27 protein-coding genes are annotated in these 25552 nt (G+C 60.4%); 5 read left to right on the top strand and 22 right to left on the bottom strand.

Annotated elements, in window-relative coordinates:
* Positions 1-8 precede the first annotated feature (8 nt).
* A complete protein-coding gene (locus ACUN9V_RS02130; protein WP_439284727.1) occupies positions 9-986 on the bottom strand; it encodes a tripartite tricarboxylate transporter substrate binding protein in 978 nt (325 codons plus the stop codon).
* A 466-nt stretch (positions 987-1452) separates the two neighbouring features.
* Here ACUN9V_RS02130 and araD1 point away from each other — a divergent pair, with 466 nt between their 5' ends.
* Together araD1 and ACUN9V_RS02140 are read left to right on the top strand one after the other, a co-directional pair.
* Positions 1453-2445 carry an AraD1 family protein gene (gene araD1, locus ACUN9V_RS02135; RefSeq protein WP_445510181.1) on the top strand — a complete coding sequence of 331 codons (993 nt, stop codon included), beginning with the start codon at positions 1453-1455 and terminating at the stop codon, positions 2443-2445.
* Positions 2446-2561: 116 nt separating this feature from the next.
* The gene (locus ACUN9V_RS02140; RefSeq protein WP_445510182.1) at positions 2562-4361 is read left to right on the top strand and encodes an IlvD/Edd family dehydratase; all 1800 of its coding nucleotides are present in this window, start codon (positions 2562-2564) and stop codon (positions 4359-4361) included.
* A 191-nt stretch (positions 4362-4552) separates the two neighbouring features.
* Here the strand turns inward: ACUN9V_RS02140 and ACUN9V_RS02145 are convergent, their stop codons facing one another.
* The 9 genes from ACUN9V_RS02145 to ACUN9V_RS02185 all read right to left on the bottom strand — a co-directional run bounded on the left by ACUN9V_RS02145 (position 4553) and on the right by ACUN9V_RS02185 (position 11256).
* Positions 4553-4861 (bottom strand): SDR family oxidoreductase, encoded by a 309-nt coding sequence (locus ACUN9V_RS02145; RefSeq protein ID WP_445510183.1) that lies wholly within the window; start codon positions 4859-4861, stop codon positions 4553-4555.
* 325 nt (positions 4862-5186) lie between these two features.
* Entirely contained in the window at positions 5187-5807 is a 621-nt protein-coding gene (locus tag ACUN9V_RS02150; protein ID WP_445510184.1) for a LysE family translocator, read from the bottom strand.
* 21 nt (positions 5808-5828) lie between these two features.
* On the bottom strand, positions 5829-6794 hold the full coding sequence (locus ACUN9V_RS02155; protein WP_445510185.1) for an ornithine cyclodeaminase family protein: 966 nt from the start codon (positions 6792-6794) through the stop codon (positions 5829-5831).
* Positions 6791-7363: a carboxymuconolactone decarboxylase family protein gene (locus ACUN9V_RS02160; protein ID WP_445510186.1), complete on the bottom strand. Its 573-nt coding sequence runs from the start codon at positions 7361-7363 to the stop codon at positions 6791-6793. Before ACUN9V_RS02160 ends, ACUN9V_RS02155 begins: the two co-directional genes overlap by 4 nt.
* A 34-nt stretch (positions 7364-7397) precedes the next feature.
* Positions 7398-8036, bottom strand: a complete 639-nt coding sequence (locus tag ACUN9V_RS02165) for a bacilysin biosynthesis protein BacA (protein WP_445510187.1) — start codon at positions 8034-8036, stop codon at positions 7398-7400.
* Between the two features lie 21 nt (positions 8037-8057).
* Positions 8058-9023 carry a branched-chain amino acid transaminase gene (locus ACUN9V_RS02170; RefSeq protein WP_445510188.1) on the bottom strand — a complete coding sequence of 322 codons (966 nt, stop codon included), beginning with the start codon at positions 9021-9023 and terminating at the stop codon, positions 8058-8060.
* Between the two features lie 2 nt (positions 9024-9025).
* Positions 9026-10426: a phenylacetate--CoA ligase family protein gene (locus ACUN9V_RS02175; RefSeq protein ID WP_445510189.1), complete on the bottom strand. Its 1401-nt coding sequence runs from the start codon at positions 10424-10426 to the stop codon at positions 9026-9028.
* Between the two features lie 13 nt (positions 10427-10439).
* Positions 10440-10862, bottom strand: coding sequence for a DUF2000 domain-containing protein (locus ACUN9V_RS02180; RefSeq protein WP_445510190.1), 423 nt, complete (start codon positions 10860-10862; stop codon positions 10440-10442).
* 34 nt (positions 10863-10896) lie between these two features.
* A complete protein-coding gene (locus ACUN9V_RS02185) occupies positions 10897-11256 on the bottom strand; it encodes a Dabb family protein (protein ID WP_445510191.1) in 360 nt (119 codons plus the stop codon).
* Positions 11257-11479: 223 nt separating this feature from the next.
* Between ACUN9V_RS02185 and ACUN9V_RS02190 the strand changes: the two genes are divergently transcribed.
* Positions 11480-11965 carry an Lrp/AsnC family transcriptional regulator gene (locus tag ACUN9V_RS02190; protein WP_445510192.1) on the top strand — a complete coding sequence of 162 codons (486 nt, stop codon included), beginning with the start codon at positions 11480-11482 and terminating at the stop codon, positions 11963-11965.
* 6 nt (positions 11966-11971) lie between these two features.
* Here the strand turns inward: ACUN9V_RS02190 and ACUN9V_RS02195 are convergent, their stop codons facing one another.
* The 10 genes from ACUN9V_RS02195 to ACUN9V_RS02240 all read right to left on the bottom strand — a co-directional run bounded on the left by ACUN9V_RS02195 (position 11972) and on the right by ACUN9V_RS02240 (position 21822).
* Positions 11972-12145, bottom strand: a complete 174-nt coding sequence (locus ACUN9V_RS02195; RefSeq protein ID WP_445510193.1) for a hypothetical protein — start codon at positions 12143-12145, stop codon at positions 11972-11974.
* A 90-nt stretch (positions 12146-12235) separates the two neighbouring features.
* Positions 12236-13003, bottom strand: coding sequence for a FadR/GntR family transcriptional regulator (locus ACUN9V_RS02200; RefSeq protein WP_445510194.1), 768 nt, complete (start codon positions 13001-13003; stop codon positions 12236-12238).
* Positions 13004-13164: 161 nt separating this feature from the next.
* The gene (locus ACUN9V_RS02205; protein ID WP_110658187.1) at positions 13165-14448 is read right to left on the bottom strand and encodes a TRAP transporter large permease; all 1284 of its coding nucleotides are present in this window, start codon (positions 14446-14448) and stop codon (positions 13165-13167) included.
* 5 nt (positions 14449-14453) lie between these two features.
* Positions 14454-14990, bottom strand: a complete 537-nt coding sequence (locus ACUN9V_RS02210; protein WP_445510195.1) for a TRAP transporter small permease — start codon at positions 14988-14990, stop codon at positions 14454-14456.
* A gap of 66 nt (positions 14991-15056) precedes the next feature.
* Positions 15057-16052: a C4-dicarboxylate TRAP transporter substrate-binding protein gene (locus ACUN9V_RS02215; protein ID WP_445510196.1), complete on the bottom strand. Its 996-nt coding sequence runs from the start codon at positions 16050-16052 to the stop codon at positions 15057-15059.
* 157 nt (positions 16053-16209) lie between these two features.
* Positions 16210-17340: a mannitol dehydrogenase gene (locus ACUN9V_RS02220; RefSeq protein WP_445510197.1), complete on the bottom strand. Its 1131-nt coding sequence runs from the start codon at positions 17338-17340 to the stop codon at positions 16210-16212.
* Positions 17337-18935 carry a UxaA family hydrolase gene (locus tag ACUN9V_RS02225; protein ID WP_445510198.1) on the bottom strand — a complete coding sequence of 533 codons (1599 nt, stop codon included), beginning with the start codon at positions 18933-18935 and terminating at the stop codon, positions 17337-17339. Before ACUN9V_RS02225 ends, ACUN9V_RS02220 begins: the two co-directional genes overlap by 4 nt.
* Before the next feature lie 67 nt (positions 18936-19002).
* A complete protein-coding gene (locus ACUN9V_RS02230) occupies positions 19003-20058 on the bottom strand; it encodes a zinc-binding alcohol dehydrogenase family protein (protein WP_445510199.1) in 1056 nt (351 codons plus the stop codon).
* 115 nt (positions 20059-20173) lie between these two features.
* Positions 20174-21016, bottom strand: coding sequence for a fumarylacetoacetate hydrolase family protein (locus ACUN9V_RS02235; protein WP_445510200.1), 843 nt, complete (start codon positions 21014-21016; stop codon positions 20174-20176).
* Positions 21017-21081: 65 nt separating this feature from the next.
* Positions 21082-21822, bottom strand: coding sequence for an SDR family oxidoreductase (locus tag ACUN9V_RS02240; RefSeq protein ID WP_445510201.1), 741 nt, complete (start codon positions 21820-21822; stop codon positions 21082-21084).
* 237 nt (positions 21823-22059) lie between these two features.
* Between ACUN9V_RS02240 and ACUN9V_RS02245 the strand changes: the two genes are divergently transcribed.
* Positions 22060-22815 carry a FadR/GntR family transcriptional regulator gene (locus ACUN9V_RS02245; RefSeq protein ID WP_075563638.1) on the top strand — a complete coding sequence of 252 codons (756 nt, stop codon included), beginning with the start codon at positions 22060-22062 and terminating at the stop codon, positions 22813-22815.
* 27 nt (positions 22816-22842) lie between these two features.
* Here the strand turns inward: ACUN9V_RS02245 and ACUN9V_RS02250 are convergent, their stop codons facing one another.
* Together ACUN9V_RS02250 and argE are read right to left on the bottom strand one after the other, a co-directional pair.
* On the bottom strand, positions 22843-23235 hold the full coding sequence (locus ACUN9V_RS02250) for a gamma-glutamylcyclotransferase family protein (RefSeq protein ID WP_445510202.1): 393 nt from the start codon (positions 23233-23235) through the stop codon (positions 22843-22845).
* 45 nt (positions 23236-23280) lie between these two features.
* Positions 23281-24441 carry an acetylornithine deacetylase gene (gene argE / locus ACUN9V_RS02255; RefSeq protein WP_445510203.1) on the bottom strand — a complete coding sequence of 387 codons (1161 nt, stop codon included), beginning with the start codon at positions 24439-24441 and terminating at the stop codon, positions 23281-23283.
* Between the two features lie 258 nt (positions 24442-24699).
* On the opposite strand from argE, the gene wrbA reads away from it, so the two are divergent.
* Complete coding sequence (wrbA, locus tag ACUN9V_RS02260; protein WP_445510204.1) at positions 24700-25305, top strand: NAD(P)H:quinone oxidoreductase; 606 nt, start codon at positions 24700-24702, stop codon at positions 25303-25305.
* Positions 25306-25552 lie beyond the last annotated feature (247 nt).

Genomic DNA, 25552 nt, shown 5'->3' on the forward strand with positions numbered 1-25552 from the left:
TCGTCGGATCACTTGGCCAGGCCTACCTGCTCGACGATCTTGCCGAAGCGTTCATCCTGTTCGGCCATAAACTGGCCGAAATCGTCCGCACCGCGCCACTCCGTGCCAAACCCTTGCTTGGACATGAAGCTCTGGTAGGTGTCGCTGCTGTAGGCAGCTTCGACCGCTTTCTCGAGCGTATCGACGACGGCCGGGTCCATACCCTTCGGGCCGGCGATACCTCGCCATTCACCGATGGTGTAGTCGCTGCCGATAGCTTCTTTCAGCGTGGGTACGTCGGGAAAGCTGTCGAGTCGCTCCGGTGCCATGATTGCCAGGCTCTTGGCTTTGCCAGCGTCGACCATCGAACGCCCTTCGGGAACCGAGCTGGGGACGATGTCGATACTGCCGGCGGCCATCTCGGTCATCGCCGGTGCAGCACCCTGGCTGGGAATCCAGGAGACGCGGTCGGCTTCCAGGCCCTGATCCAGCAGGAAACCGGCGAAAGCCAGGTGCCACACGCCCCCCTGGCCGGTGCCGGAAGCGGTATAAGTTCGAGCGGGTTCGCTTTTGACCTGATCGACGAGTGATTGGACAGAGTCAAACGGGCCATCGGCGGCAACCTGGATGCCAGCGTAGTCATAGTTGATCTGGGCGATGGGGGTGTAATCCTGGTAGGTCAGCTGCGTCAGCCCCTGCCAGTGCATCATGTTGATCTCGCCGGTGATCAGGCCAAGGGTATAGCCATCGGGTTTGGCCATCGTCATGGCCGTATGTCCCACCACACCGCTCCCGCCGGTGCGGTTGACCACGTTAACCGTCTGACCGAGTTCCTCTTCCAGTGCCGCGGCGATGGTTCTGGCGGTGGCATCGGTTCCGCCGCCCGCGGCCCAGGGGACGATCAGCGTGATCGGTTTTTCGGGATAGTCCGCCATTGCCGGCAGTGGCAGCAGCAACGACAGGCCCAGCAATCCTGCGAGATGAGTTCGGGTGATCGACGTCTTCATGGCGTATCTCCTGGGGAGCGATATTTTGTGTGGTTATTGACGGGCTTTTCGCTCAATGAAGCTATGGTTTATGACTATTGAATGCAATAAGCGTATTGGATAGACATTGGTATTACTGCCGCCCAAAAGGCAGAACGATCTATTTAGAGATAGCCATCAAGGTCCTGTTTAGGCGTTCTATTTTGCCTTGATTTATCAACATCATTCGGCAATAAAACCGATGAGGAGCAGATGTCGAGGGTTGGCCGTCGTATCTAGATTACGCTGGTTCGCGTTGAGCGTATTTGCTCCGAAAGTCTATGTTGTACTTATCTGTCATATGTTCAACATAGGCATGGCGTCGTCATGGGTGGTTGTTGCGCCGCATTCAGTGAACGCGTTCACTGAACTGGATTGCCGCTGAGGGACGTTAGCGCGGTGGTGCGAATCGGTAGTGCGAATCGTAGTTAACTCGAGGAGGTAGGTAATGCGCCTGATACAGTGTCTGAACGATGATCGACTGACCGTGGCAGTGGTCCTGAACGAACGGGAGGTTCAGGTCGTCAATGCTGATGAAGGCGTCTACGGCCTGGCCAAGCGCGCCATCGACGAAGACAAGCCGCTGACGTCGGTGGTCGAAGCCGCGCTGACCGAAACCCGGCTCGACTACGCCAAGCTCATTGATGAGCGCCGTCTGCTGCCCCCACTGACGCACCCGGATCCGGCGCACTGTCTGGTGACGGGGACGGGGCTGACCCATCTCGGCAGTGCCGATACGCGTTCGGCGATGCATTCGGCCGACAAGGTCGATGAGAGTGAACTCACCGATTCCATGCGCATGTTCCGCATGGGTGTCGAGGCCGGCAAGCCGAAGGCGGGAGAGGTCGGGCCACAGCCGGAATGGTTCTACAAGGGAGACGGCGACTGCGTGGTGGCACCGGAAACCGAGATTCCGTCCCCGGCTTTTGCTCAGGATGCCGGCGAAGAACCGGAACTCGCCGGCCTCTACGTGATCGGCAGAAACGGCCAGCCGTGGCGAGTCGGTTACGCCGTCGGCAACGAGTTCTCCGATCATGTCACCGAGCGTTTCAACTACCTGTGGCTGGCGCACTCCAAACTACGCGCCTGCAGCTTCGGCCCGGAACTGTTCATCGGCGAACTGCCGAAAAATCTGGAAGGCACCAGCCGGATCGTGCGCGACGGGCGCACACTGTGGGAAAAACCGTTCCTGACCGGCGAGGGCAACATGGCCCACAGTCTGGCCAACCTCGAGCATCACCACTTCAAGTACCGCAACTTTCGCCGGCCGGGCGACGTGCATGTGCATTTCTTCGGTACCGCCACGCTGAGCTTCGCCGACAAGATCGTGGTCGAGCCGGGTGATCGCTACGAGATCGACCTGCCGGCGCTGGGCAGACCCTTGCGCAACACCCTGGGTAGCGAAGCGGACTTCGGCTATTCAGCGGCGAAAGCGCTGTAACCCCGGCCCATCGTCGCCCCTGGCTGGCAGCTTCCACCGTTGCATTCACGTTACAGCGGCCAGACGGCAACTTTGCAGCTGCCACGACTATCAATTTGCTTGAGAGAGTTTCGAACATGCCCCAACGTCCCCGCCGAACCCCCGACCAGCTGCGGTCGCGCTGGTGGTTCGACAACCCCGAGCACGCCGGTACCACGGCGCTGTGTCTAGAGCGTTACATGAACTACGGCATTACCCTGGAGGAGCTCTCTTCGGGCAAGCCGATCATCGGTATCGCCCAGTCGGGCTCCGATCTGACGCCCTGCAACCGCCATCACATTCAACTGGTGGAGCGGGTCAAGGCCGGCATCCGAGCGGCCGGTGGCGTGCCGTTCGAATTTCCGCTGCATCCGATTCACGAGAACGTGCGCCGACCCACCGCCGCGCTGGATCGCAATCTCGCCTATCTGGGGCTGGTCGAAGTGCTCCACGGCTATCCGCTCGATGGCGTGCTGCTGACCACCGGCTGCGACAAGACTACGCCGGCCTGTCTGATGGCCGCCGCCACTGCCGATATTCCAGCGATCGTGCTTTCCGGTGGGCCGATGCTCAACGGCTGGCGCGGCAAGGACCGCGTTGGCTCCGGCACCATCGTCTGGGAATTGCGCAAGCGGATGGCGACCGGCGAGATCGACTATCCCGAATTCCTGGCTCGGATCGCAGACTCGGCACCGTCGGTGGGGCACTGCAACACCATGGGCACGGCTTCGACCATGAACTCGATGGCCGAAGCGCTGGGCATGAGCCTGCCGGGTTCGGCGATGATTCCCGCGCCCTACAAGGAGCGGCCGATGGTCGCCTACGCCACCGGCGCGCGCATCGTCGAGATGGTATGGGAAGATCTGCGTCCGAGCGACATCATGACGCGTGAGGCGTTCGAGAACGCCATCGTGGTCTGCTCGGCGCTGGGCGGCTCGAGCAATGCGCCCGTCCATATCAACGCGATTGCCCGCCATGCCGGAATCGAGCTGAGCAACGATGACTGGCAGCGACTCGGCCACGATATCCCGCTGCTGGCCAACGTGATGCCGGCGGGCGCTTATCTGGGCGAGGAGTTCTTCCGGGCGGGCGGCGTTCCGGCCGTGGTACATGAGTTGCTGACGGCAGGGCGGCTTCACGGCGATGCGCTGACCGTCAACGGCCGGACGATCGGCGACAACTGTCGGGGTCGCGAGACGCAGGACGAGGACGTCATCCTGCGCTATGACCACCCACTGGTGGAGTCGGCGGGCTTCCTCAATCTCAAGGGCAATCTGTTCGACTCGGCGCTGATGAAGACCAGCGTGATCTCGGACGATTTCCGTCGCCGCTACCTCTCCAACCCCGGCGATCTCGACGCATTCGAGGGCAAGGTCGCGGTGTTCGATGGCTCAGAGGACTACCACGCGCGCATCGACGATCCGGCGCTCGAGATCGACGAGAACACCATTCTGGTGATGCGCGGCGCCGGTCCAGTGGGCCATCCCGGTGGCGCCGAGGTGGTCAACATGCAGCCGCCGGAAGCGCTGATCAAGCAGGGTATCGAATCGCTGCCGTGTCTGGGCGACGGCCGTCAGTCGGGAACTTCCGGCTCGCCATCGATTCTCAACGCTTCGCCGGAAGCGGCGGCCGGTGGCGCGCTGGCGCTGCTCGAAACCGGCGATAGGATCCGCATCGATCTCAAGCGTGGCGAAGCCAATCTGCTGATCGGCGACGACGAACTGGCGGCGCGGCGCGCCAAGCTCGAGGCCGAAGGCGGCTATCCCTATCGTGATCACCAGACGCCGTGGCAGGAGATCCAGCGCTCGATGGTCGAACAGCTCGATCGCGGCATGACGCTCGCGCCGGCGACCAAATATCGCGCCATCGCCTGGGATCTACCGCGAGACAACCACTGACGAGCCACGAGCCACCTGCTGCTGACATTCGAAAAATCGACAACGCCGGGCTTTCGAGTCCGGCGTTTTGGATACCGTAGTGGTGCGCAGAGGCTGGCGCCAAGGAGCTGGACTTCAGCGCGCAGTGGATGGGCGCTTTGGACAATGGCGCGGTCTCGGTCGCGTGGAACAGCGGCGCGGCTTCGGGCGTCCTAGAAGGTCCCCGGGTAGGCGCCGCCGTCGAGCAGCACGTTCTGCCCGATCATGTAGGCGGCCTGCTGGCTGCAGAGAAAGGCGCAGACCTGGCCGAACTCCTCGGGCGTGCCGAAGCGCCCGACGGGAATGGCCTCCATACGCGCTCGGGCCATCTCCTCGTGGGAGCGACCGGTCTTGCTGGCGGCCTTGTCTATGCCGCCTCTCAGTCGCTGGGTATCGAAGGCGCCGGGGAGCAGATTGTTGAGGGTGACGTTGCGACTGGCCAGGCTCGATTGGCGCGCGGTGCCGGCGACGAATCCGGTCAACCCGCTGCGGGCGCCTCTTAGGCGCTTCGATCATCGGTATCAGCTCCCAGATGGGGGCGCACGCAGTTTGTCGGAAGCGGTTTTGCTGACCAGCCTCCTGGGTCAGCCAGCGATCGGAATCCTGCGCGTGCTGCGCTGCATTGCTCCCCGCAGCAGGTAACGTGACTCCGTCAGTAGCCGCATTGCCAGGGTGCGCGCCGGGCGCCGCCCAACTCTTGACCACCGACGCGCGGTCGGGAGGGATCCCGTTAGCCTGGGACGCCGGCATGCTCGTACTTGCCGGCACGTGGAAAGAAGCCATCACGGAGGCTGTCCATTGGCTTCCTTAGTGACGCAACATGGATGCTGCTGCTACCACCATGATCGTTGCCGCGCCGCGAAACAGGTTCTGTTGGGCGCGAGGGCTCGACAGCCAGCGTCGAACACGTACCGCGGCGACAATGAACAGTGCGCCAACGCTCAATAACACCAGAACGGTAAGAGGCGCCAGCATCACCGCCCAAGTTTGCAACGAGACTCCCTTCAGGTCGATGACCAGTGGCAAGATTGCCAAGTAGAAGGCGATAGTCTTAGGGTTGCCCAACGTAATGGTTAGCCCGGACAATGCTGCCGACAGCAGTTCCCTCTTCTTCGCCGATTTTTCCATTTCTATCGCTTGATGGTTGGCGAACCAGAACTGCCAAGCTAGATAGCAGAGATATAGTGCTGCCCCCCAACGCACCACATCAAACAGTGCGTTGAAATGCTCGGCGATCATCGCCAGACCAAAGACCGCAAAAGAGAGATAAATTAGATCACCCAGGATCAATCCGAGCAGTAGGAAAAAGCCCGAAATGGCACCGCCACTGACACTGCGGGCGACCAGGGCGGCCATACCAGGGCCGGGAACGGCAGCAGCAATACCCAGCGCTACCGAATAGGAAAACACCTGCGTTAAATCGAGCATGTCACGATCCTAATGAAATGGTTATGGAGGGCAGTGGCATGTGAAGAGCCGCCGCCTGATGGCCTCACGTGAAAAGACCAAATCCTGGACTGCCAGTCCGACCGACTTGAAGATACTCACGGGCTGCTCATTTAGTGGCGTGTGACTGGCATGCAGGGTGCCGATTTCTGTTCCGACCTCCGGCGCAGGCAGCAGGCCTTTCTGAACGGCCTTGATCACGCATTCTGCTGAGGCAAGTACCGAACGATTGCAGTCTGTGAACAAGGCGCTGTGCTCATACATGTCTTCGTGCAGCTCTTGAAAGCCAAGAGCTGAAGAGCCAATTGCGTTGATGTGACACTGTGCAGGCAGGTCAGTACGGGTCAGGATGGGAGAGCTCGCGGCTGTGGTGGTGCAGATGATGTCGCTGTCGTGCACTGCCTCGGCCACCGTGGCGTGAGTTGAGATCGGAAAATTGCAGTAGCGCTTGCTCCAGGTGGCAAATTCCTGGCGGGCGGCTTCGGTGCGCCCCCATATGGAAAGTTGGTTGACCGGCTTGACGACTTGCATTGCCAAGAGATGGGCGCGGGCCTGTAAGCCCGTGCCCAGAATAGCCAGGCGGCTGGCGTTGGGCGCGGCAAGAAGGCTCGTCGCGTATGCCGAAGCTGCCGCCGTGCGGATTTCAGTGATCGCTCCAGCATCGACTGCAACGACCGGGGATGCGCCGGTCTCGTCATAGATCAGGACGCTCCCCAGATGAGATGGGCCACAAATCTCGGCCCCCAGCCTGACGACCACCGATTTCAAACCGAACCCCTGGTAGTGACCGGATTTGATATAGGCAGGCATGACGCCCAACAGCTCGTTTTCGCTTCCTCTGACGATTGTGCGCAGCGGCTGTTCTACCTGATTCGAGGAGTGCAGCCTGAATGCCTCCTCGCTAAGCCGGATGCCTAGTTTGAAATCCAGGAGTTTCCTGATTGAGTCGCCATCCACGTGACGCATCATTCAAGCTCGCCCGTCTGCTTGATTCCTCGAAAGGTATCCCACTTGAAGCGAGCGTCGATTTCCGTATCGGCTATATTGTTCAGAATGGTCGACATGTTTTTCTGTGAAACTCCGAGAATCACGTCCAACATGTTTTGTTTACTGAAACCGGCTTGAAGGATGGTATCTATTGCCTGTTTTCCCAGACGACCGCGGCAGTGAATCACTTTCAGAGTGAAGTTGTGCAACTCCCGGAGCCCGTCATCGAGGCTGGGCAAATCGTGCGCAACGGCGTCGACCACGCGCTCGTCCACGCCTTTGGACAAGGCAATGTAGGCATGTGCCTGAACCGTGTAAGCGCAGTTGTTTTCGACACCGCAGGTTATCCATACAACGGCCTTTTCTTCTTCGTTCAACGAGCTGTCGATGAACAGGTCATGTGCTCGCTGATAGGCTGCCAATAGAGATGGCGACTCCGCCATATAGGCACTCTGGTTAGGAATCCAGCCAAAGCTGGCGATTGAGCTCTGGAGTAGCGCTTTGCTTTTTTCCGGTGCCGAGTCGATCGTGTGTCGTTTCAAGATAGGCATCATGACCTCGCAGGATAGTCCAATGGCGGTTCAATCAGAGGGCGAGCTCCACGTTCAACCTGTACGGGTTGACTTCGGCTAGCCGTGTGCTCCAGCGCGTATGAGCAAAGACAGACCAGAGCATCCGGATCGGACGGGTATTTGAGATGAAATGCAACCCATGGATGTTGGCCGCCACTTCCGTGGTCAGGGCCACATCCACCTCGCTTCTGGCTGCTGCGGCAGCGGCGGCACTAGTGGAAAGTGCGAGGATCACGGAATCAACTTCCAGGCCCTGGGGCAGTAATTCTTCGATCAGGAGCCGTGGCGCCGGGTGGGTTGCGATGGTTGGTTTGCTGGTCGTCAATGGCCCCTTGCTCGCCAATCCGTACAAAGGCGTATCGAATACAAAGGTTGCGACCAAGCTGAGTTGCGGTTCCATGTAGAAGTTGTGGATGTCTGGATAGGCATTGGCCACGATCAACACCGCTGGGGTGTCTTTTTCCATGCTGGAACGGGCTTTTTCGTAAGAATCACTGAGTTTGAGCCGCACACGCGAGCCGGGATATCGCTGCTCGAACCATTCGGCAAAGAATCCGGCGGCGGCTTCACTGCTGGTTCCGTTGGGTCCCAATGTGTGAACGATGAAGTCGCGCCAATCTCCAATACCCAGATTCAGGAATCTGTTGTCCATAGTCACGAGTCTCCAGTGAGTTCAATTTGATACCGGGGTCAGCCAATGGGTGTACTTGGTATTCAGACCTTTTACGGTTTCTAGATAGAGCCTCCTGATTGCAGTGCTTATTTCTCCCACGCCACTTTCTTGCAGTTTGTAGTGGTCGATTTGCGTCACTGGCACGACCTCAACGCCGGTGCCGGACAGAAAGCATTCGTCGATCGAGAACAGTTCGGAAAACGAGACGTCACGCTCGATGACCTTCAACCCCAGTTCGTCTCTGGCCAGAGTAATGACCGTATCGCGTGTAATGCCCTCGAGAATGTGGGCACTCAAAGGGGGAGTGATAAGGTTGCCATCCTTGACGATGAAAACATTGGAAGTGGTCGATTCGGCCAGATTGCCATGCACATTCAGCATCAACGCGTCATCACAGCCAATGCGCTGTGCAGACTCCATGGCCAGGGCCGAATTTGCATAGCTGCCGGTGATTTTTGCCCGCGCGGGGAGTGAACAGTCGGGAATACGGCGCCAACTCGAAACAGCACAACGAATGCCTTCTGCAGGCATGTAGGCCCCCATGGCCAGGGTGTTGATTGCCAAGCCAGTGCTGACGCCAGTTAGCTTGACGCCGAAACCGAAGCCGGGCATCAGCGCCTTCTTGTAGGCCAGCGGTCTGATGTAGCTATCGGTCGATACTTGGTTGCGCCGCAGCAGATCGAGAATGACTTCCTTCATCGCCGGGCGTCGCGGCAGGTCTTCCAACTGCAGAAGCCGGGCCGAACTCTCCAGGCGCTTCAGGTGATCATCCAGCCTGAAGACATTCAGTTCGCCATTGGTAGTGGCATAGGCGCGAATGCCCTCGAAAACGGCGGTGCCGTAATTGAACGCTTGAGTCGTTGTAGATATCCGAGCTTCTGCAGCCGCTACAACCTCTCCATCCAGATATACCCAAGGGTGCGGTTTGTGTGAGGCAGATAAGGCAGTGCCTAACGAGTCAGCCATGGTCAGGCTCCCCGCGCAGCAATCTTCATTGCGGTTTCGCGCTCCTGGTTATCACTGCCCTGGCGCTTATCATGGAGTCTGGCGGCCTTCCAACTGACCATCGCCGCAGTGCCTGTAACGGCATCGGTCGAGCCAACCGTGATGCGAACATTGGCATTCAGCTTGTCCGCCATGGAACTGGTAATGGTCTCCAGGTTGTTCTGGGTTACGCTGTTGTTCTCCAGTTCCAGCGTGACGCTCAACTGATCGGCACCCGCAACGGTTTCGACCTGAATGTGATAGTCTAGGCAGCCTTTGAGGTTTTCGAACAGTGCAGCTTCGATGTCGTAGGCGCAGTGGTTGCTGCCGTTGATCACCAAGGTGTCTCTGACCCGGCCGATGGGAACGATGTACCACTGGCCTTGATCCATTACCTGAGCTCTGACCATATCGCCGGTGCGATAGCGGATCAGCGGTTTCTGCCCCGGATACAGGTGAGTGATGACCAGTTCGCCAGTCATTCTGGCATCCTCAGGTTGTAAGACTTGCTCCGTTAGAGGATCGATCACTTCATAAACGACGTTCAAGGGAACCGTGCAGAGGTTTCCATCCTTGTCGCTTGCGGCCAGGATCGATGATTCCTGTGAGGCATACATGCAGTTGTAGACGGCACTGCCCCAAATTTCGCCGATATTACGCAGCAAGGCAGGCGTGGTGAGCTCGCCCAAAGTGAAAATCAGTTTCACGCCCAAATCGGAAGGTACGCAATCTCTTCGGAGCAGATGTTTGGCCAAGCTGATAGCGATGGCCGGCGTACAGACTAGAGCGGTGATCTTCAGCTCCTTGATCAGCGCCATCGCGCGATCCAGCCCTACGACGGGTGAACGCGGCCACATTTTCACGACGGTGTGGCCCAAACTGCGGCACACATCCTCGAAAGTATCGCCGGTCGAATGCAATTCCGTAGGCCCCATCACGCCGACAATATGCTGCGGGCCATGGGCACGGAAAATCTCACCATAGCGGAGTATCAGCGGGGTGTTGTTGGATATGGAGTCCTGCTCGTTGCGCGGACAAGGTGTGGCCCCGCCCGTGGTGCCAGTGGTCTCATAGTAGGTCCAGGCTTCGGTCAACTGAGCAGCAGCCATGCCATACCCTGCAGTGCGCAAATCATTCTTGGTAGTGAATGGCAGTTCTCGAAATGAATCCCAGTCCAAGCTATCTATATTTGAATCAGACAGAACAGAAAGCTCGTTCCGGTAAAAAGGCGTGTTCGCTTTGACATAGCGAAGCGTACTTTTGAGCCGTTCCAGCTGGATATTGCTCAGTTCTTTGGCGGAAATCCTACCAGTTTCAAATAATTCATGTTGTTTATGAGTCGCACGAGCCAGTTCTAGTAGTTCGGGCTTAAATAAGGCGTACACGATGGCCTCCTTGTTATTTGAATAGTGGAAGACTGCCGGTTAGTCTGCTGATTTTTTTCTTTGGCCCGATCAATCCAACAGCAACCAATTCAATGGAAGAGCTGTCCGCTTCTGAAATACGCTCTTCGTATTCTTGATAGGTTTTGCAGGATTGCGCCAAGGCACTGAACGGGATGCTGTTGATTTCTTCGTCCACCAGCGCCTCCTCCAGGGTTTCACGCAACAGTTCGTTGCTGGAGAGCAGAATAGGTAAGGGCGAGTAGATGACGCCGGGGTAATTCACGTTGTCCTTGCTTCGCATGTCTGGCCCAACCAGACCTTCTACTGAGCGTCCCATGCTGACGCCAATCACGCTGACGGCATTGGCTGCATGTCCCGCCCCAAGTGCTTTGTCGACCACAATGACGCACTTGTGAATGGCAGCATCGAAATCCATTGTTCTCTCCTTTGTGTTCAAAAACTATTTAGCTCTATACGAGTGCTACACGGTTGTTGGCAATACCATTGAGTAACCCGAAGAACCTTGTCGTGTCGCTGCCGAGATCAATATCCACCACTTCCCAACTGGCAATTTTCTTCCACTTTCGAACACCCTGTTGATGATCGGGATGAATCAGATATGCCGAAAGGTCCTCTTGGTTTTCAAATAGCCCCATCACCACGAAGTCCATGGCTTGTTCGCGCAGACTGATATTCCGGGCACAAAACCAGCCATTGATTTCTTTGATCTGCTTTGGATGTTGGCGTGTCGCTGCTTCAGCATCGACAACTTCGTCATCACACCATTGGAAAGGGTTGCTAAGTTTGAAAACCACTAGGTGGAGAATCATTTTTCATCCCCGCATCGCGCTTCGCAAAGGCGACTATCAAATTATTGATTGGCTCAAACGACGTGCCCTACATGCAATAAAGAATGCGGCACAATAGTTATCGCGCATGATGTTCTAGGCGAAGAATTCTACGTCATCCGACCGGGAAAGAGTTTTCTGTTTTTATTGGAAGTTAGGTGAAAAGTGGTAGAGTTTACCTAAATCAAGCCAATAGGTGGAATTTGTGACCGATCTCGCGCTGAATCCGACAGATGTGAAAATCCTTACCTCCCTGCAGCAAGATGGCAGGGTCACCAATCAGACGCTGGCCGAGCAGATCGGCATGTCTGCCTCCCCATGCTGGCGTCGGGTGAAGCTGCTGGAGGAGGAACGCTACATCCAGGGCTACCGGGCGGTTTTGGATCGCCGAAAGATCGGGCTGGGAGTCATGGTGTTCATACGGATCAAAATCGACCGTCATAGCGAGGCCGAGGCGAAGAAGTTTGAGCGGGAAGTGATGGAGCTGGAAGATGTCGTTGCGTGCTACAGCATCGGTGGCGATGCCGACTTCCTGTTGCAGGTGGTGGCGCCTGATCTGGACTCGTTCGCCGACTTTGCAATGTCCAATGTTCGGCAGCTACCCGGCATCAAGGAAATGCAGAGCATGTTCGTGCTCAAGGAAATCAAGCCTTTCGTATCGTTCCCGGTAAAACGCCCTCAAGGCGTTTGAAGGTGGCTATTGAGGATATTTGGGATCGGGGATATTGGTCTGAGCACTGAAGGCTCGTGGCCATCGTGAATTGACGACCAGATTGACGCCTTCTTTTGCCAAAGCAATCGCGCAATCTTTGCCCAACCCCTGACTGGCCGCACAGATGATGGCCCAGCGGCCGCGAATACCGAGATCCATACACTTGTCCTCTTGTGGGAACGGGACGGGCATCGCAGAGGTGATGCTCGAATCGACGAATCGTTGTGTGTCGATAAATGGTAACGCTGGTCAAGTCTCGAGGGCCGCCGGTACCTCTCCCAGCAAGGTTTCCGGCATCTCCATCCCCAGTGCGTCGGCGGTGCCTTCCAGCACGGCTACCGACGCGAAGAAGGCGTCTCGAGGCCGCCGGGTGCGAATGCATTCCATCAAATACCGATGGCGTTCCAGGCTCTGCTCGGGATCGCTGGCGCTGACATTGGATGTCTGCACCAGCAGATGAATCGAGGGACGCAGAATATGCGACAGCTGGGTCCAGACGATATTGTGCGTCGCCTTGAAGATGGCGACATGAAACGCGACGTCATGGTCGCTTTGCAGTCGCCCCCGGTTGGCTGACTCCGGATTGTGGAAATCGTGGCCCATGCCTTCGAAAGCTTCTTCTATCGCCACCAGGTCCCGCGCGGTGGCGCGCTTGGCCGCCGTCATCGCCACATAGGGTTCTACGTCGAGCCGGAAGGTCAGGATCTCGCGCTGGATACCGGGGTTAGGCGTGGCGAACTGAACCATCCACTCGGTAACCCGAGGGTCGAGAATATTCCATTCGGAGTAGGCACGGACCCGCGAGCCGTAGCCGGAGATACGCTCGATGATGCCGGCATCCACCAGCCGACGCAGATCGCTGCGCACCGCCGAACGGTTGAGCGCGAACTGTTCGCACAGATCGATCTCCTTGGGCACGAAATCGCCGGGCTGGTAAAGCCCGGCGAAGATCTCCTTGGCCAGCGCTTCAGCAACGCTGGGGCGTTGAGGGGAACGGGGTGTTGGCGCGTCCTTCACGAAAATCGGTTCTCGGCAGTCGAAGTCGGTTGAGCCGTATGGTCAACATTGGCTGTCTCAACTCCATCTTACCCATCCCGTCACGCGCTTTGCGAACGGCAAAGGTCGACATACGCCCATGGTCGTACTCGAGAGCCTTTATTCGAGGCACCGCATCGGGGTCAGAACACCCAGTTGGGCAGCGTCAGCGACACCGCGGGTACGAACGTCACGACCAGCAGCAGGGCGACCAGCAGCAGCCAGTAGGGCACGATCGCGCGAATGAAGGCGCCTATCGAAACACCGGTGATACTGCAGGTGGTGAACATCACCGTTCCCAGTGGCGGTGTGATCGTGCCGATCGAGGCGTTGAGGATAAACACGATGCCGAAGTGCACCGGATCGATGCCGAACTGCGCCGCCACGGGTGCCAGCAGCGGCGATAGCACGATCAGGATCGCGTTGCCCTCGAGGAACATGCCAAGGATCAGCAGCAGCGCGTTGGCGATCAGCAGAAACGCCACGGCGCTGCCGACGCCCGACGACAACATCAGCGCGATCTGCTGGGGAATCTGCTCCCAGGTCAACACGCGCGCGAAGCCCGAGGCGACCGCGATGATGAACAGCACGTTGACCGAGGCCATCAGCGATTCCTGGGTCGCCACGGCGATACTGCCCAGCCCCATCTGCCGATACACGAATAGCCCGACGATCAGGGCGTAAAGCACAGCCATCGCGCCCGCTTCGGTCGGCGTGAAGACACCGACGCGGATGCCGCCGATCACCACCACGGGCAGCAGCAGGGCGATGATCCCGGCACGGGTGACGCTGATCCATTCGTGGCGCGATACGCGTTCGCGACGCGGTTTCTGATAGCCGAGACGGCGGCACTGGATCGAGACCAGCACCATCATCGCGACCGCCATCAGCACGCCGGGCACCACACCGGCGAGAAACAGCCGGCCGATGGAGACATTGTTGACGTAGCCGTAGACGATCAGCGCGATCCCCGGCGGAATGGTCGAGGTGATCAGCGACGACGAGGCCGTGATCGCACTCGAAAACGCCTTGGGATAGCCGGCCGCAGTCATGCTCGGCACCAGTAGCTTGGCGTTCATGGCCGCGTCGGCGATGTTGGAGCCGGACAGCCCGCCCATGAACGTGCTCAACAGCACGTTGGCCTGGGCCAGACCGCCGTGCATTCGACGGGTCATCAGCTCGGCCAGCGTCAGCAGGCGCTCGGTGATGCCGGAGTGGTTCATGAACACCCCCGCCATGATGAAGAACGGAATCGCCAGTAGCGAAATCGACTCGAGCCCGCCGGCAAGGCGCTGGATCAGCGTCACCATCGGCTGGTCGGCGCCGATCAGAAAATAGGCCAGGCTCGACGCGAACAGGGCGAAGGCCACCGGCGTACCCAGGCAGAACAGAACGAAGAGCGCGACGAGCGCGATTCCAACGGCCATTGCTATCACTCCTTGGTGGCGGCGGTCTCGGGAATCGCTGCCGGGGACGCCATGTTTTGGTCACTGGTAACCAGCCGATCATTGGTGATCAGGCGTACCAGGCCGTGGTAGAGCATCATGGCGGCACTGATCGGAATGGCGACGTGAATCCAGTAGTAGGGAATCTGCAGCATCGGCGTGCTGCGGAAACGCGAGAACGGTAGTAGTTCCAGCCCCCAGAACAGCATCGCGGCGGCGCACAGCATGACGATGCCGACGTTGAAAATGCGGGTGTTCCAGCGCGCGACGGGTGCCGGCAATCGCTCGTTGAGCAGGCCGATCAGCACGTGTTCGTTACGACGAACCAGCGCGCTGGCGCCGAGGAACGTCGCCCACACCATCAGCAGCTGCAGAATCTCCTCGCTCCAGGCCAGCGGCGACGAGAACAGGTAGCGCATGAAGACATTGGCGATGGCCACCACGAACAGCCCGAACAGCGCCAGGCTGGCGACGACCTCATCGAGCCGCATCAAGCGGTCGATCGCCTTGAAAAGCGTTTGCATGGTCAACTCCATAGCGCCCACGCTCGGCGTGGAGCGGGGCGCTGTCATGCTGGGATCGAGGCTCGATCAGCCGTTGATGATGTCGCTGACCTGTTGATACAGCCCGTCGCTCCACTGCGGAAAGGCCGCCGGAATTTCCTTCTGGGCGCGTTCGCGGAACGGAGCGGTGTCGACCTCATGAATCTGGACGCCGGCATCCTTCAACTGCTGCAGCGACTTGTCGGTTTCCTTCTCGACCAGCCCCCGCAGATTCTTGGCCATCTCCTGGCCGGTCTCGGTCAGAATTTTCTGATCTTCCGGGCTCAACTGCTCCCAGAACGCTTCACCGGTGACGAACGGTGCGACCGTATGCATGTGGGCGGTGAGGTTGAGATTCTTGACGACTTCATAGAACTTGCCGCCGTACAGCACCGGCAGCGGGTTTTCGACGCCGTCGACCAGGCCCTGGGCCAGTGCCGGATAGACGTCGCCCAGCGACATCGGGGTCGGCACGGCGCCCATCGCCTTGATCGCGGCGACGTACATGGGCGAGTTCTGGACCCGAATCTTGACCCCGGCCAGGTCCTCCGGCGTCGACACCGCTTCGCGCGAGAGCAGATGGCGTACGCCATAGACGCTGTTGGGGATCACGATATGGTAGCCGGATGCCTCGACCTTCTTCTCCTGTTCGGCGAACCAGTCGGAGTCGAAAACCTTGAGCTTGCTGTCGAAATCGTCGGCCAGGTAGGGCGCGTCGAGCACGGCGAGATCCGGCACCGAGCTCATGAAGTTCGAGTAGGCGGTGATGGTGATCAGCGGTGAGCCGAAACGGGCCTGCTCCATCACCTCGGTTTCGCCGCCGAGCTGGCTGGCGGGAAACGCCTTGAGCGTCAGCTCGCCGTCGCTGGCCTTGTCGACGCTTTTCGCCCATTCCTTGACCGCGACGTCGACCGGCTCGCCGGGTTGATTGCCGTAGGCAACGCGGATTTCGGTGGCGGCCTGCGCGGTGCTGGCGAGGACAAGGGTACTCACGCCCGCCAGGGCGAGCGAAGCCGTGAATCGGAAGAATCGATGGGTCCTCATGGGCATGCTCCTGATGTAGTCGATCGGTGGCTTGTTATTGGTTGACTGGTTATCAGTCGAGGGGCTGTCGGTCGATGAGCCGCTAGCCGAGTGGATGTTGCCGGTGGCCTGGTGATTGCCGGTGGATGAATCGTCGTGCTTTCGGAGGTCGAGCCCGTCATGTCAGCGCCTCGTCGAGGCCGGGCGTGGCACGCCCCTGAAGGCGCGCTTTATCGACCACCGGTTGCAGACGTCGCTGCCGCTTGGCGGCGTGGTTCTGGGCGATGTCGGCGAGGCGGTGATCGAGAAATGGGTTGGCAAACCGCTCCAGCGTGGTATCCCGATAGGCCTGAAGCTGAGCCAGCGGCAGTTCGACGGCCAGCGTCGGCAGCACTTCCTGATCGAGTACGACACGCAGCGAGTCGACCAGCGCATCGTTCTGCATGGCGTCACGCACGAATTCGACCGGTTGGCCGGCGCGCTGCCATCGATCGACCAGATAGGAGTGTGCGAGGTTGAGAATATGCAGCTTGCAGGTTGCCTGCGGTCCCAGATCATCGACGATTTCGACATCCGGATGCGCGCAAGGAACCGCCATGCTTGGCTGACGGGCGATTGCCCATAGGGCATAGGGTTCGGCGATCGCGCCGAGGGGTTCGAGAGCGGTTGAGACGATGCGATCGACCAGCGTGTCGGCCCACACGCAGCGGTGTTCCAGCCAGTCCAGAAAGGCCTCGCTGTCGCCCTTGATTTTGCTGTCTCGGCGAGCCAGCGACATCACCAGCGATTTCAACTGCTGAGCATTCTGCTCGATCAGTTCGCACGGCAGGATCGTCAGGCCGTCGTTACCGGCCTCGAAGCGCGCGCGAAGCAGGTGGGTCAGCTTGCCCGGAAAGCTTGTCGGCACTGTCGCGAGACTCGAGTCGTCGCCAATGTCGTAGCCGTTATCGGCCGTGTTGGAAACGATGATTCGGGCGTGTTCGACCACATGTCGCTTGAGGGCGTCCCACTGCTCGACGGCGATCAGGCAGCCGGCGACGCTGTCGACGGTCTGCTCGCGGTCGATCGTCTCGCCGTCGCGCCGGCCGCGAATTCGCACGGGGTAGTGGCGCTGCTCGGCGAGCAGGCGCGCCTTGCGCTTGCCTTCTTCGCGAGTTGAACTCTGCACCACCAGAATGCGTTCGTTGCTGTCTCCACGCTTCAGTGATTCAGATACCAGTGCGTCAACGTGGGCGAGCAGAAAACGCCCGGTGCCGAACTGGACGATCCCGGCATCACGGTAGGGGTTCTTGTTCTTGGAGAGACTCATAGAGAGACTCCTCGCTTCCAGGGGATGAAGTCGTGCTGGGAGAGTCGCTGGGCTTGCGAACGATGACGGCCCGAGGCGACCTCGAGGCACAGTGTCAGGAGTTCCTCGGCCAGCTCATCGATAGTGCGCTCGCCACGCACGATGGGGCCGGCGTCGAAATCGATGATGTCACGCATGCGCGTCGCCAGTTCGCTGTTGCTGGCGATCTTGAGCACGGGTGTTACCGGGTTGCCGGTGGGCGTGCCGAGACCGGTGGTGAAGACGATCAGATTGGCGCCGGATCCGGCCAGCGCCGTGGTCGATTCCACGTCGTTGCCCGGCGTGCAGAGCAGGCTGAGGCCAGGGCGGCGATGTGGCTCGGTGTAATCGAGCACGTCGACCACCGGCCCATCGCCGCCTTTCTTGGCCGCACCGGCGGATTTCATCGCATCGGTGATCAGGCCGTCACGAATGTTGCCGGGCGACGGGTTCATGGAGAAATCGGCGCCCACCGCGGCGGCGTGGCGTTGATAGGCCTGCATCAGACCGCGAAAACGCTCGGCGACCGCGGCATCGACACAGCGGGCGACCAGTTCGTGCTCGACGCCGCAGAGCTCCGGGAACTCGGCGAGCATGCCGCTTCCGCCGAGTGCGACCAATCGGTCGACGACGCCGCCCACCAGCGGATTGGCGGAGATCCCGGAAAAGCCGTCGGAACCGCCGCACTCGACCCCGAGCGTGAGCTTGGCGAGAGGGGCCGGTTGACGCCGAATGCGATCGGCGGCCGCCAGACCGTCGAAGATCGACTGCAGCGCATTGCGAATCAGCGCTTCTTCGCTGGGTGAAGACTGCTGATCGAAATAGTCCACCGTGCGCAGCTGCTGCGGGTCGCGTCGGGCCACCGCCGCCTTGAGCATCTGAATCTGCGCCTTCTGGCAACCGAGACTCAGTATCGTCGCACCGGCCACGTTGGGGTGGCAGATGTAGCCGGCGAGCAGCTGGCACAGTGCCTCGGCATCGTCGTCGGTGCCGCCACAGCCGAGGGTATGGGTCAGAAAGCGCACGCCGTCGACGTTGGGAAAGCGTCGTGGCGCTTGCGCCTGGAAAGGATCCGGCGAGGTCTCTCCGTCGAGCGTGTCATCGAGCATCCCGTCCAGCATTTGCCGGGCCATGCGCTTGTAGTCACGATAAGGGTCGTCGCCCAGCGCATCGGCAACGCACTGGCGCAGCACCTCGATATTGCGGTTCTCGCAGAACACCAGCGGGATGACTAGCCAGAGGTTGGCGGTGCCGACGCTGCCGTCGGGGCGGTGGAAGCCGTCGAACGTGGTGCCCTGGAAGCGTGTCACATCGGGCGGTGTCCAGGCCTTGCTGCCGGGCTGGATGTCGTCGCTTTGCGTAGCGTGGGCGACGTTGCCCACGCTGATGATGCCTCCTGCGGGGATGGCACGCGTCGCCTTGCCGACGGTGACGCCATACATGGTGACGATAGCTCCCGGCGAGAGCGCCTCGAGCGTGAACTTGTGCTTGTGGCGAATGTTGTCGGCGAGCGCGATATCGCGATCGTCGATCACGACTCGGCGGCCGGCCGGAAGATCGGTCAGCGCTACCGCCACGTTGTCGAGTGGGTGAATGCGCAGGGCGATGCGAGCCGGGCCGGGCTGTCGGTGCCGATGGTGTCACTCATGAATGCCTTTCCACCGGGTCATCGTGTCCCGCGCTTTCGAGCGTCACCATCGCCTTGACCACACCGCTGCCGGGCGCGCACCACTGCGGCATCAAGGTCGGCAGGTCCTCGAGCCGGCCCCGATGGGTGATCAAGGGTTCGGTGAGGATGTCGCCGCTGGCCATCAGCCGGGTGACGGTTTCGAAGTCCTCCCGCGTGGCGTTGCGGCTGCCCAGCAGGGTCAGCTCCTTCTTGTGGAAGTCCGGATCGCTGAAGGTGATCTCGGCCTTGACCACGCTGACCAGCACGTAGCGCCCGCCGTGACCGGCGAAATCGAAACCGCGATTCATGGCGGCGGGGTTGCCGGTGGCATCGAACACCACGTCGGCCAGTGCACCGTCGTTGATCGCCTCGATCTCGGCGATGACGTCGTCCTCGCTGGCATGCCAGACCGCATCGGCACCCAGTTCATCGCGACACAGCGCCAGCCGATCACGATTGGTATCGATCATCGCCACCCGCGCGCCGCGACTTCTGGCGACCTGGAGCACGCCGATGCCGATCGGTCCGGCGCCGACGACCACGACCAGTTCATCCTTCTCGACCTGACCGCGACGCACGGCATGCGCGCCGATGGCCTGACATTCGACCAGCGCCAGGGCTTCCGTCGACAGGCCCGGCACCGGCATGAGATGCGAGGCGGGGACATTGAGAAACGTCGCCATGCCGCCGTCGCGATGCACGCCGATCACTTCGAGTTTCTGGCAGCAGTTGGTACGGCCCTGACGGCACGCTCGGCATTCGCCGCAGTGCAGGTAGGGGATGACATAGACCGACTGGCCGACCAGGCCGGGTGCGACATCGCCGGCCATGGCGACCACCTCGCCGCTGAGCTCATGGCCCAGCACGCGGGGGTAGACGAAATAGGGTTGATTACCGCCGAAGGCATGAATATCGGTACCGCAGATACCGATGCGGCGAATCGCCACCAGCGCCTCGCCGGGCGCGCACTCGGGCACCGGCTGGTCGATGACGGCCATCTCGTTCGGCTTCGAACAGACGACGACTTGCATGACAGCGCTCCTTGAGGCGGCAATCGACAGAAAACTGACGAAAATAGGCCCAATGGTATGGTCAATCGGGGCGTAACAGCCCGCCGGCAGGTCGGCGGGCGGGTCTATCGGCTGATCAGCTCTCGACGCAGCGTTGCTGCTGTTCACCCAGACCTTCTATTCCCAAGCGCATGGTCTGACCCGGCTTGAGAAAGATTTTCGGGTCCTGGCCCATGCCGACGCCCGGCGGGGTGCCGGTGGAGATCACGTCGCCCGGCTGCAGGCTCATGAAGCGGCTCAAGTAGGCGATCAGGTGCGGAACCTGGAACACCATGGTCTGGGTCGAGCCGTTCTGATAGCGCTTGCCGTCGACCTCGAGCCACATGTCCAGATTCTGCGGATCGGCGATCTCGTCGCGGGTGACAAGCCAGGGGCCGAGCGGGCCGAAAGTGTCGCAGCCCTTGCCCTTGTCCCAGGTGCCGGAACGTTCGAGCTGATACTCGCGCTCGGAGACATCGTTGACCACGCAGAAGCCTGCGACGTGGCTCATGGCATTGGCTTCGTCGATGTAGCGACCGCCCTTGCCGATGATCACGCCGAGTTCCACTTCCCAGTCGGTCTTCTGGGAGCCGCGGGGAATTTCCACGTCATCATTGGGGCCGCAGATGGCGCTGGTCCACTTGTTGAAGATCACCGGTTCTGCCGGCACTTCGGCGCCGGTCTCGGCAGCGTGATCGGAATAGTTCAATCCGATGCAGATGAACTTGCCGACACGGCCGACGCAGGGGCCAAGGCGAGTACCGGCGGCGACTTCCGGAAGACTGTCGATATCGATCTTGGCCAGCTGTGCCAGGCTCTCATCGGAGAGGGCTTCGCCGGCGATGTCGTCGATCTTGCCGGAGAGATCGCGGACCGTGTTGTTGGCATCGACGATGCCGGGCTTTTCCTGACCCTTGGGGCCGTGGCGTAGCAGTTTCATGCGGTTTCCTTTTCTGTCTTCATTGGTGAATTCGTTATCGCTGGCTTCTAGCGCTGAGAGCGAACCTAGTTGGACCAGCCGCCATCGATCAACTGCACCGTCCCGGTGATGAATCCCGCCTCGTCGCTGGCCAGATGCGTCGCTAGCGCCGCGATCTCTTCGACCTTGCCCAGCCGGCCCATGGGCTGGCGGGCGATGAATTCGGCAAAGACTTCATCCGTGGTACGGCCCTGCTGGCGCGCCTGCTCGGCAACCCGCTCGCGCAGGGACGGGGAGTCGACCGTGCCCGGGCAGATCGCATTGCAGCGAATGCCCCGGGTCATGTAGTCGGCGGCCACGGATTTGGTCAGTCCGACAACTGCGGCCTTGGTCGTGCCGTAGGCGAAGCGATTGACGACGCCCTTGGTGCTGGAAGCGAGCGACGACATGTTGATGATGCTGCCGCCACCGTTCTCCAGCATCGACGGCAGCGCTGCGCGAATGGTGTAGAACATCGAGTCGACGTTGAGGCGCTGGGCGAAAGCCCATTGGGCGTCGTCGCACTCGAGAATCGAGCCGCTCGGCACCGTTCCCGCGCAGTTGAACAGGATGTCCAGCGGCGGCAGCGACTCGATCAGCGTGCGCACGGCCTCGGCATCGGTGACATCGAGGGCGTGGCACTGGGCGTTTTCCAGCCCCTCGAGCTTGGCCGCATCGATATCGGTGGCAATGACTCGAGCCCCCTCGGCCAGGAATCGCTCGACGGTGGCACGGCCGATGCCCTGACCGGCGGCGGTGATCAAAGCGGTTTTGTTGGCGAGTCGCATGACCGATGGCTCCTGAAAGCGGTTTTGATCTGCACTTTTCTGCTTCTGGGCTTTTTGCTTCTCAGCACAGGTTTGGTTCTAATGTCTAAAGGCCTGACCTTTGATCCAAGTATTATCCTTTGTGGAAACGGCCCGCAAATCGCCAAACGTCTAATAGTCCCGGCCAGGCCGGTGAAAACGTTCGAATTTGCGACCAATGTCTAACTCGTCCTGCTCATGAAACCGGGAGATCGATGGATGCCGATCCAGACTATTCGCGCGCAGCGGCTCTATCGACAGATTGCCGATCAGCTATTGGTATTGATTCAACAGGGTGAGTTCCCGCCCGGCAGCCTGCTACCGCCGGAGCGCGATCTGGCCCAGCAGCTTGGCGTCAGCCGGGCATCGGTGCGCGAGGCGCTGATCGCGCTGGAGGTAGTGGGGCAGGTCGAGGTTCGCGTCGGCCATGGCGTGCTGGTGCTGGAGCGTTCGGGCGAGGTCGAGTCGTCAGTGATGAGTGCGGCACGGCGTTTGGAGGGGTGGGCGCTGGACCCGGAGTTCGCCAGCGAGATCGAGCTGGATCTGGATCAGGAAATCCCGCCGTTCTCGCTGCTGCAGGCGAGACGCTATCTGGAACCCGAAACCGCGGCGCTGGCCGCGATCAATGCCAGCGAGGACGATCTCGCGGCGATGCGTGCCGCCTATGCGCGCAATGTCGAGGACAACCGCCACGGCGGGCGTAACCAGGCGGGCGACCGGCTGCTGCATATTCGGATTGCCGAGGCCTCGGGCAACGCCGCTTATGCCATGACTATCAAGCATCTGCTCGGGCACCAGTACGGCAAGATGTTTCGTCGACTTCAGGAGCTGTTCATGGAGACCGACATGCCGCGTCAGTCACAGAACGATCATCAACGTATTCTCGACGCGATCGAAAATCGCGATCCCGACGCGGCAAGACAAGCGATGGAAGTGCACATGGACCACGTGCTGAAAGTGTTCTTCGATGCGTGACTGCTGGTGGCGGGAAAAACCCTGGATCTACGCCACCATAGGCCAGCCGCCCTGGCGAATTACCGGGCAGCCCGCGACGTCGCGATTGTACAAGTAGAGCCAGGCGGGGCCGAACGCGGTGTCGTGAACGGCGCGATCGTAGTCGCCGGATTTCGGGCGGCGTACTCGATAGTCTTCCAGCCGGTCCAGTCCCTTCAGGCAGACCGCGTCGACGCGGAAGACTTCGATCTCGATGCCCCGTGACGGTTCGGCCTTGGCGCCTGGATAAGGGCCGATATCGTAGAGCGTCGCGGTGGTGATGACATCGCTACCGACGAACTCGGCCCCATCAAGCCAGTGATGATTGCGCAAACCGCGCTTCAACGTGCCGTAGACGGCGACCAGCGCGGTGCGGCGAACGGCGAGGGCGGGCGTGGTCATGAATCAGGGTCTCCGTTGGTCGATGAAAGCGGGAGGCGGCAGCACTCATCGCGTCAGCCGCTCGCCCAGTCGCTGCATGAATCGGTCGCCGGCCTCGAGCTGGCTGATCTCAATGTACTCGTCCGGCTGATGGGCCTGTTCGATACTGCCCGGGCCGCAGACGAGGGTCTGCAGGCCGACGCGCTGGAACTGGCCGCCTTCGGTCGCGTAGGCGACGCCGCCGGTCTCTAGGTTCGGGTCACCGAGGCATTCACGACACAGTTCGACGGCTGCGGCGTTGTCCCGATCGGCCAGCGCCGGCACGGTGTCGACCATCTGCTCGGTGACGATGCTAATCTCCGGTGCGCGCTGCTGGAGTTCGGCCTCGAGTGCTCTGGCGTAGCGCTCGAAACGCGCGAAGACGACGTCGAAGCCGTCGCTGGGCAGATGACGGATCTCCCAGTCGAACTGGCAGTGGCGCGCCATGATGTTGATCGCGGTGCCGCCTTCGATCAGGCCCACGTGCAGGCTCGAATGCTGGACGTTGAAGACGGATTCCAGGGCACCTTCGTCGACCAGTTCCTGCATGATCGCTTCGATCTGAGTCACCAGCCTCGCGGCGACGTGGATCGCCGATACGCCCTGGTTGATCTGGCTCGAATGCGACTCCTTGCCGGTCACGGTGGTGCGCATCGTGGTGATCCCTTTCTGCGCTACCACCGGCTGCATCGAGGTTGGCTCGCCGATGATGACCGCGCCGGGCAGCGGCTCGTCCGCCATCAGCTGTTCGATCATCGAAGGCGCGCCGAGGCAGCCGATCTCCTCGTCGAACGAGAACGCCAGATAGATTGGCCGCTTCAGATCCAGCGCCTGCCAGGCGGGTACTTGCGCCAGGGCACAGGCGAGGAACCCCTTCATGTCGCAGCTGCCGCGACCATACAGACGACCGTCGCCCTTGTCCGTGAGGATGAACGGATCGCTGCTCCAGGGCTGGCCGTCCACCGGGACCACGTCGGTATGACCGGAAAGCACCACACCGCCTTCGACCGCCGGCCCGATGCGGGCCAATAGATTCGCTTTGCTGCCATCGGCGTTGCTGATGCGCTGTGACACGACTTGATGAGACGCGAGGTAGCGCTCGACGAAGTCGATCAGCTCGAGGTTCGAATGGCGGGAGACGGTATCGAAGCCGATCAGGCTCGTCAGCAGGTCGCGGGAAGTCGTCATCACTGGCTCCGATCCACCAACGTGGACCACTTTTGGGTGGGTGTGCCGACAGAATAGCGGCTAATCCTGCCTGCCAACAAACGGCTGAACCGACGGGCGTGGCGGGTGGAGTGGTGATCCCATGCTCGGAAAGCGTTCGATATCTTCGCGGGTTCCGGCGCAAAAAATGCAGTGGCCCGGTGATGGCATCGCCTCATCGCGCGGGCTAGCCTGAGAGGCGGTTCGTCGTAAAAACCCGATCTCTTCAGGAGAACTCCTATGAGCAAAGTGCTGGTGTTGTACTACTCGAGCTACGGCCACATCGAGACCATGGCCAAGGCTGTCGCGCAGGGCGCCGAAGGTGTCAGCGGCACACAGGTCGACATCCGTCGCGTGCCTGAATTGGTGCCGGAAGAGGTGGCGGTGAAATCCGGCTACAAGGTCGATCAGGAGGCGGCACTGATCGAAGGGCCCGATGCCCTGGCACAATACGACGCCATCATTGTCGGCACCCCGACCCGTTTCGGAAACATGACTTCCCAGATGCGCAACTTCTGGGACATGACTGGCGGCCCCTGGGCGCAGGGTCAGCTGATCGGCAAGATCGGCAGTGCGTTTGCCTCGACGGCGACCCAGCATGGCGGCCAGGAAACCACGTTGACCTCGATCCACACCACCTTGCTGCATCACGGCATGGTCATCGTCGGCGTGCCTTATAGCTGCCCGGAGCTCTCCAACATGAACGAGATCACCGGCGGCACGCCCTACGGCGCGACGACGCTGGCCAACGCCGACGGCAGTCGTACCCCGAGCGAGAACGAACTGACGATTGCCCGGTTCCAGGGCAAACACGTGGCCGAGATCGCCGCGAAGATGGCGGGATGAAGAGATAGCGTCCAGGGTTCCCAGCGTGACTGTCGCCGTTCGAAGTGCTGTTTCCTAGAGAAGGTATGGGAAGAAGGCTCAGAGGGGTTTAGAGAGCTTCTAGAAAGGGCCCCCGAAACAGGGTCCCGAAACAGGGCCTCAAGAAAGAGCCTGGGGGAAGAGCTTCGAAAAAGACCTTGGAGAACAGTGCGGGAGACAGCGTCCCAAAAAGAAGGCCCGCGCCATCCGGCGCGGGCCTTGCTCGTTG

Source organism: Salinicola sp. V024 (assembly GCF_052645315.1).

Excerpts from the sequence above, each read along its gene's own strand:
- ACUN9V_RS02130 (WP_439284727.1), bottom strand. The coding sequence starts at position 986 with ATGAAGACGTCGATCACCCGAACTCATCTCGCAGGATTGCTGGGCCTG.
- araD1 (WP_445510181.1), top strand. The coding sequence starts at position 1,453 with ATGCGCCTGATACAGTGTCTGAACGATGATCGACTGACCGTGGCAGTG.
- ACUN9V_RS02140 (WP_445510182.1), top strand. The coding sequence starts at position 2,562 with ATGCCCCAACGTCCCCGCCGAACCCCCGACCAGCTGCGGTCGCGCTGG.
- ACUN9V_RS02150 (WP_445510184.1), bottom strand. The coding sequence starts at position 5,807 with ATGCTCGATTTAACGCAGGTGTTTTCCTATTCGGTAGCGCTGGGTATT.
- ACUN9V_RS02155 (WP_445510185.1), bottom strand. The coding sequence starts at position 6,794 with ATGATGCGTCACGTGGATGGCGACTCAATCAGGAAACTCCTGGATTTC.
- ACUN9V_RS02160 (WP_445510186.1), bottom strand. The coding sequence starts at position 7,363 with ATGCCTATCTTGAAACGACACACGATCGACTCGGCACCGGAAAAAAGC.
- ACUN9V_RS02165 (WP_445510187.1), bottom strand. The coding sequence starts at position 8,036 with ATGGACAACAGATTCCTGAATCTGGGTATTGGAGATTGGCGCGACTTC.
- ACUN9V_RS02170 (WP_445510188.1), bottom strand. The coding sequence starts at position 9,023 with ATGGCTGACTCGTTAGGCACTGCCTTATCTGCCTCACACAAACCGCAC.
- ACUN9V_RS02180 (WP_445510190.1), bottom strand. The coding sequence starts at position 10,862 with ATGGATTTCGATGCTGCCATTCACAAGTGCGTCATTGTGGTCGACAAA.
- ACUN9V_RS02185 (WP_445510191.1), bottom strand. The coding sequence starts at position 11,256 with ATGATTCTCCACCTAGTGGTTTTCAAACTTAGCAACCCTTTCCAATGG.
- ACUN9V_RS02195 (WP_445510193.1), bottom strand. The coding sequence starts at position 12,145 with ATGGATCTCGGTATTCGCGGCCGCTGGGCCATCATCTGTGCGGCCAGT.
- ACUN9V_RS02205 (WP_110658187.1), bottom strand. The coding sequence starts at position 14,448 with ATGGCCGTTGGAATCGCGCTCGTCGCGCTCTTCGTTCTGTTCTGCCTG.
- ACUN9V_RS02210 (WP_445510195.1), bottom strand. The coding sequence starts at position 14,990 with ATGCAAACGCTTTTCAAGGCGATCGACCGCTTGATGCGGCTCGATGAG.
- ACUN9V_RS02215 (WP_445510196.1), bottom strand. The coding sequence starts at position 16,052 with ATGAGGACCCATCGATTCTTCCGATTCACGGCTTCGCTCGCCCTGGCG.
- ACUN9V_RS02220 (WP_445510197.1), bottom strand. The coding sequence starts at position 17,340 with ATGAGTCTCTCCAAGAACAAGAACCCCTACCGTGATGCCGGGATCGTC.
- ACUN9V_RS02230 (WP_445510199.1), bottom strand. The coding sequence starts at position 20,058 with ATGCAAGTCGTCGTCTGTTCGAAGCCGAACGAGATGGCCGTCATCGAC.
- ACUN9V_RS02235 (WP_445510200.1), bottom strand. The coding sequence starts at position 21,016 with ATGAAACTGCTACGCCACGGCCCCAAGGGTCAGGAAAAGCCCGGCATC.
- ACUN9V_RS02240 (WP_445510201.1), bottom strand. The coding sequence starts at position 21,822 with ATGCGACTCGCCAACAAAACCGCTTTGATCACCGCCGCCGGTCAGGGC.
- ACUN9V_RS02245 (WP_075563638.1), top strand. The coding sequence starts at position 22,060 with ATGCCGATCCAGACTATTCGCGCGCAGCGGCTCTATCGACAGATTGCC.
- ACUN9V_RS02250 (WP_445510202.1), bottom strand. The coding sequence starts at position 23,235 with ATGACCACGCCCGCCCTCGCCGTTCGCCGCACCGCGCTGGTCGCCGTC.
- argE (WP_445510203.1), bottom strand. The coding sequence starts at position 24,441 with ATGACGACTTCCCGCGACCTGCTGACGAGCCTGATCGGCTTCGATACC.
- wrbA (WP_445510204.1), top strand. The coding sequence starts at position 24,700 with ATGAGCAAAGTGCTGGTGTTGTACTACTCGAGCTACGGCCACATCGAG.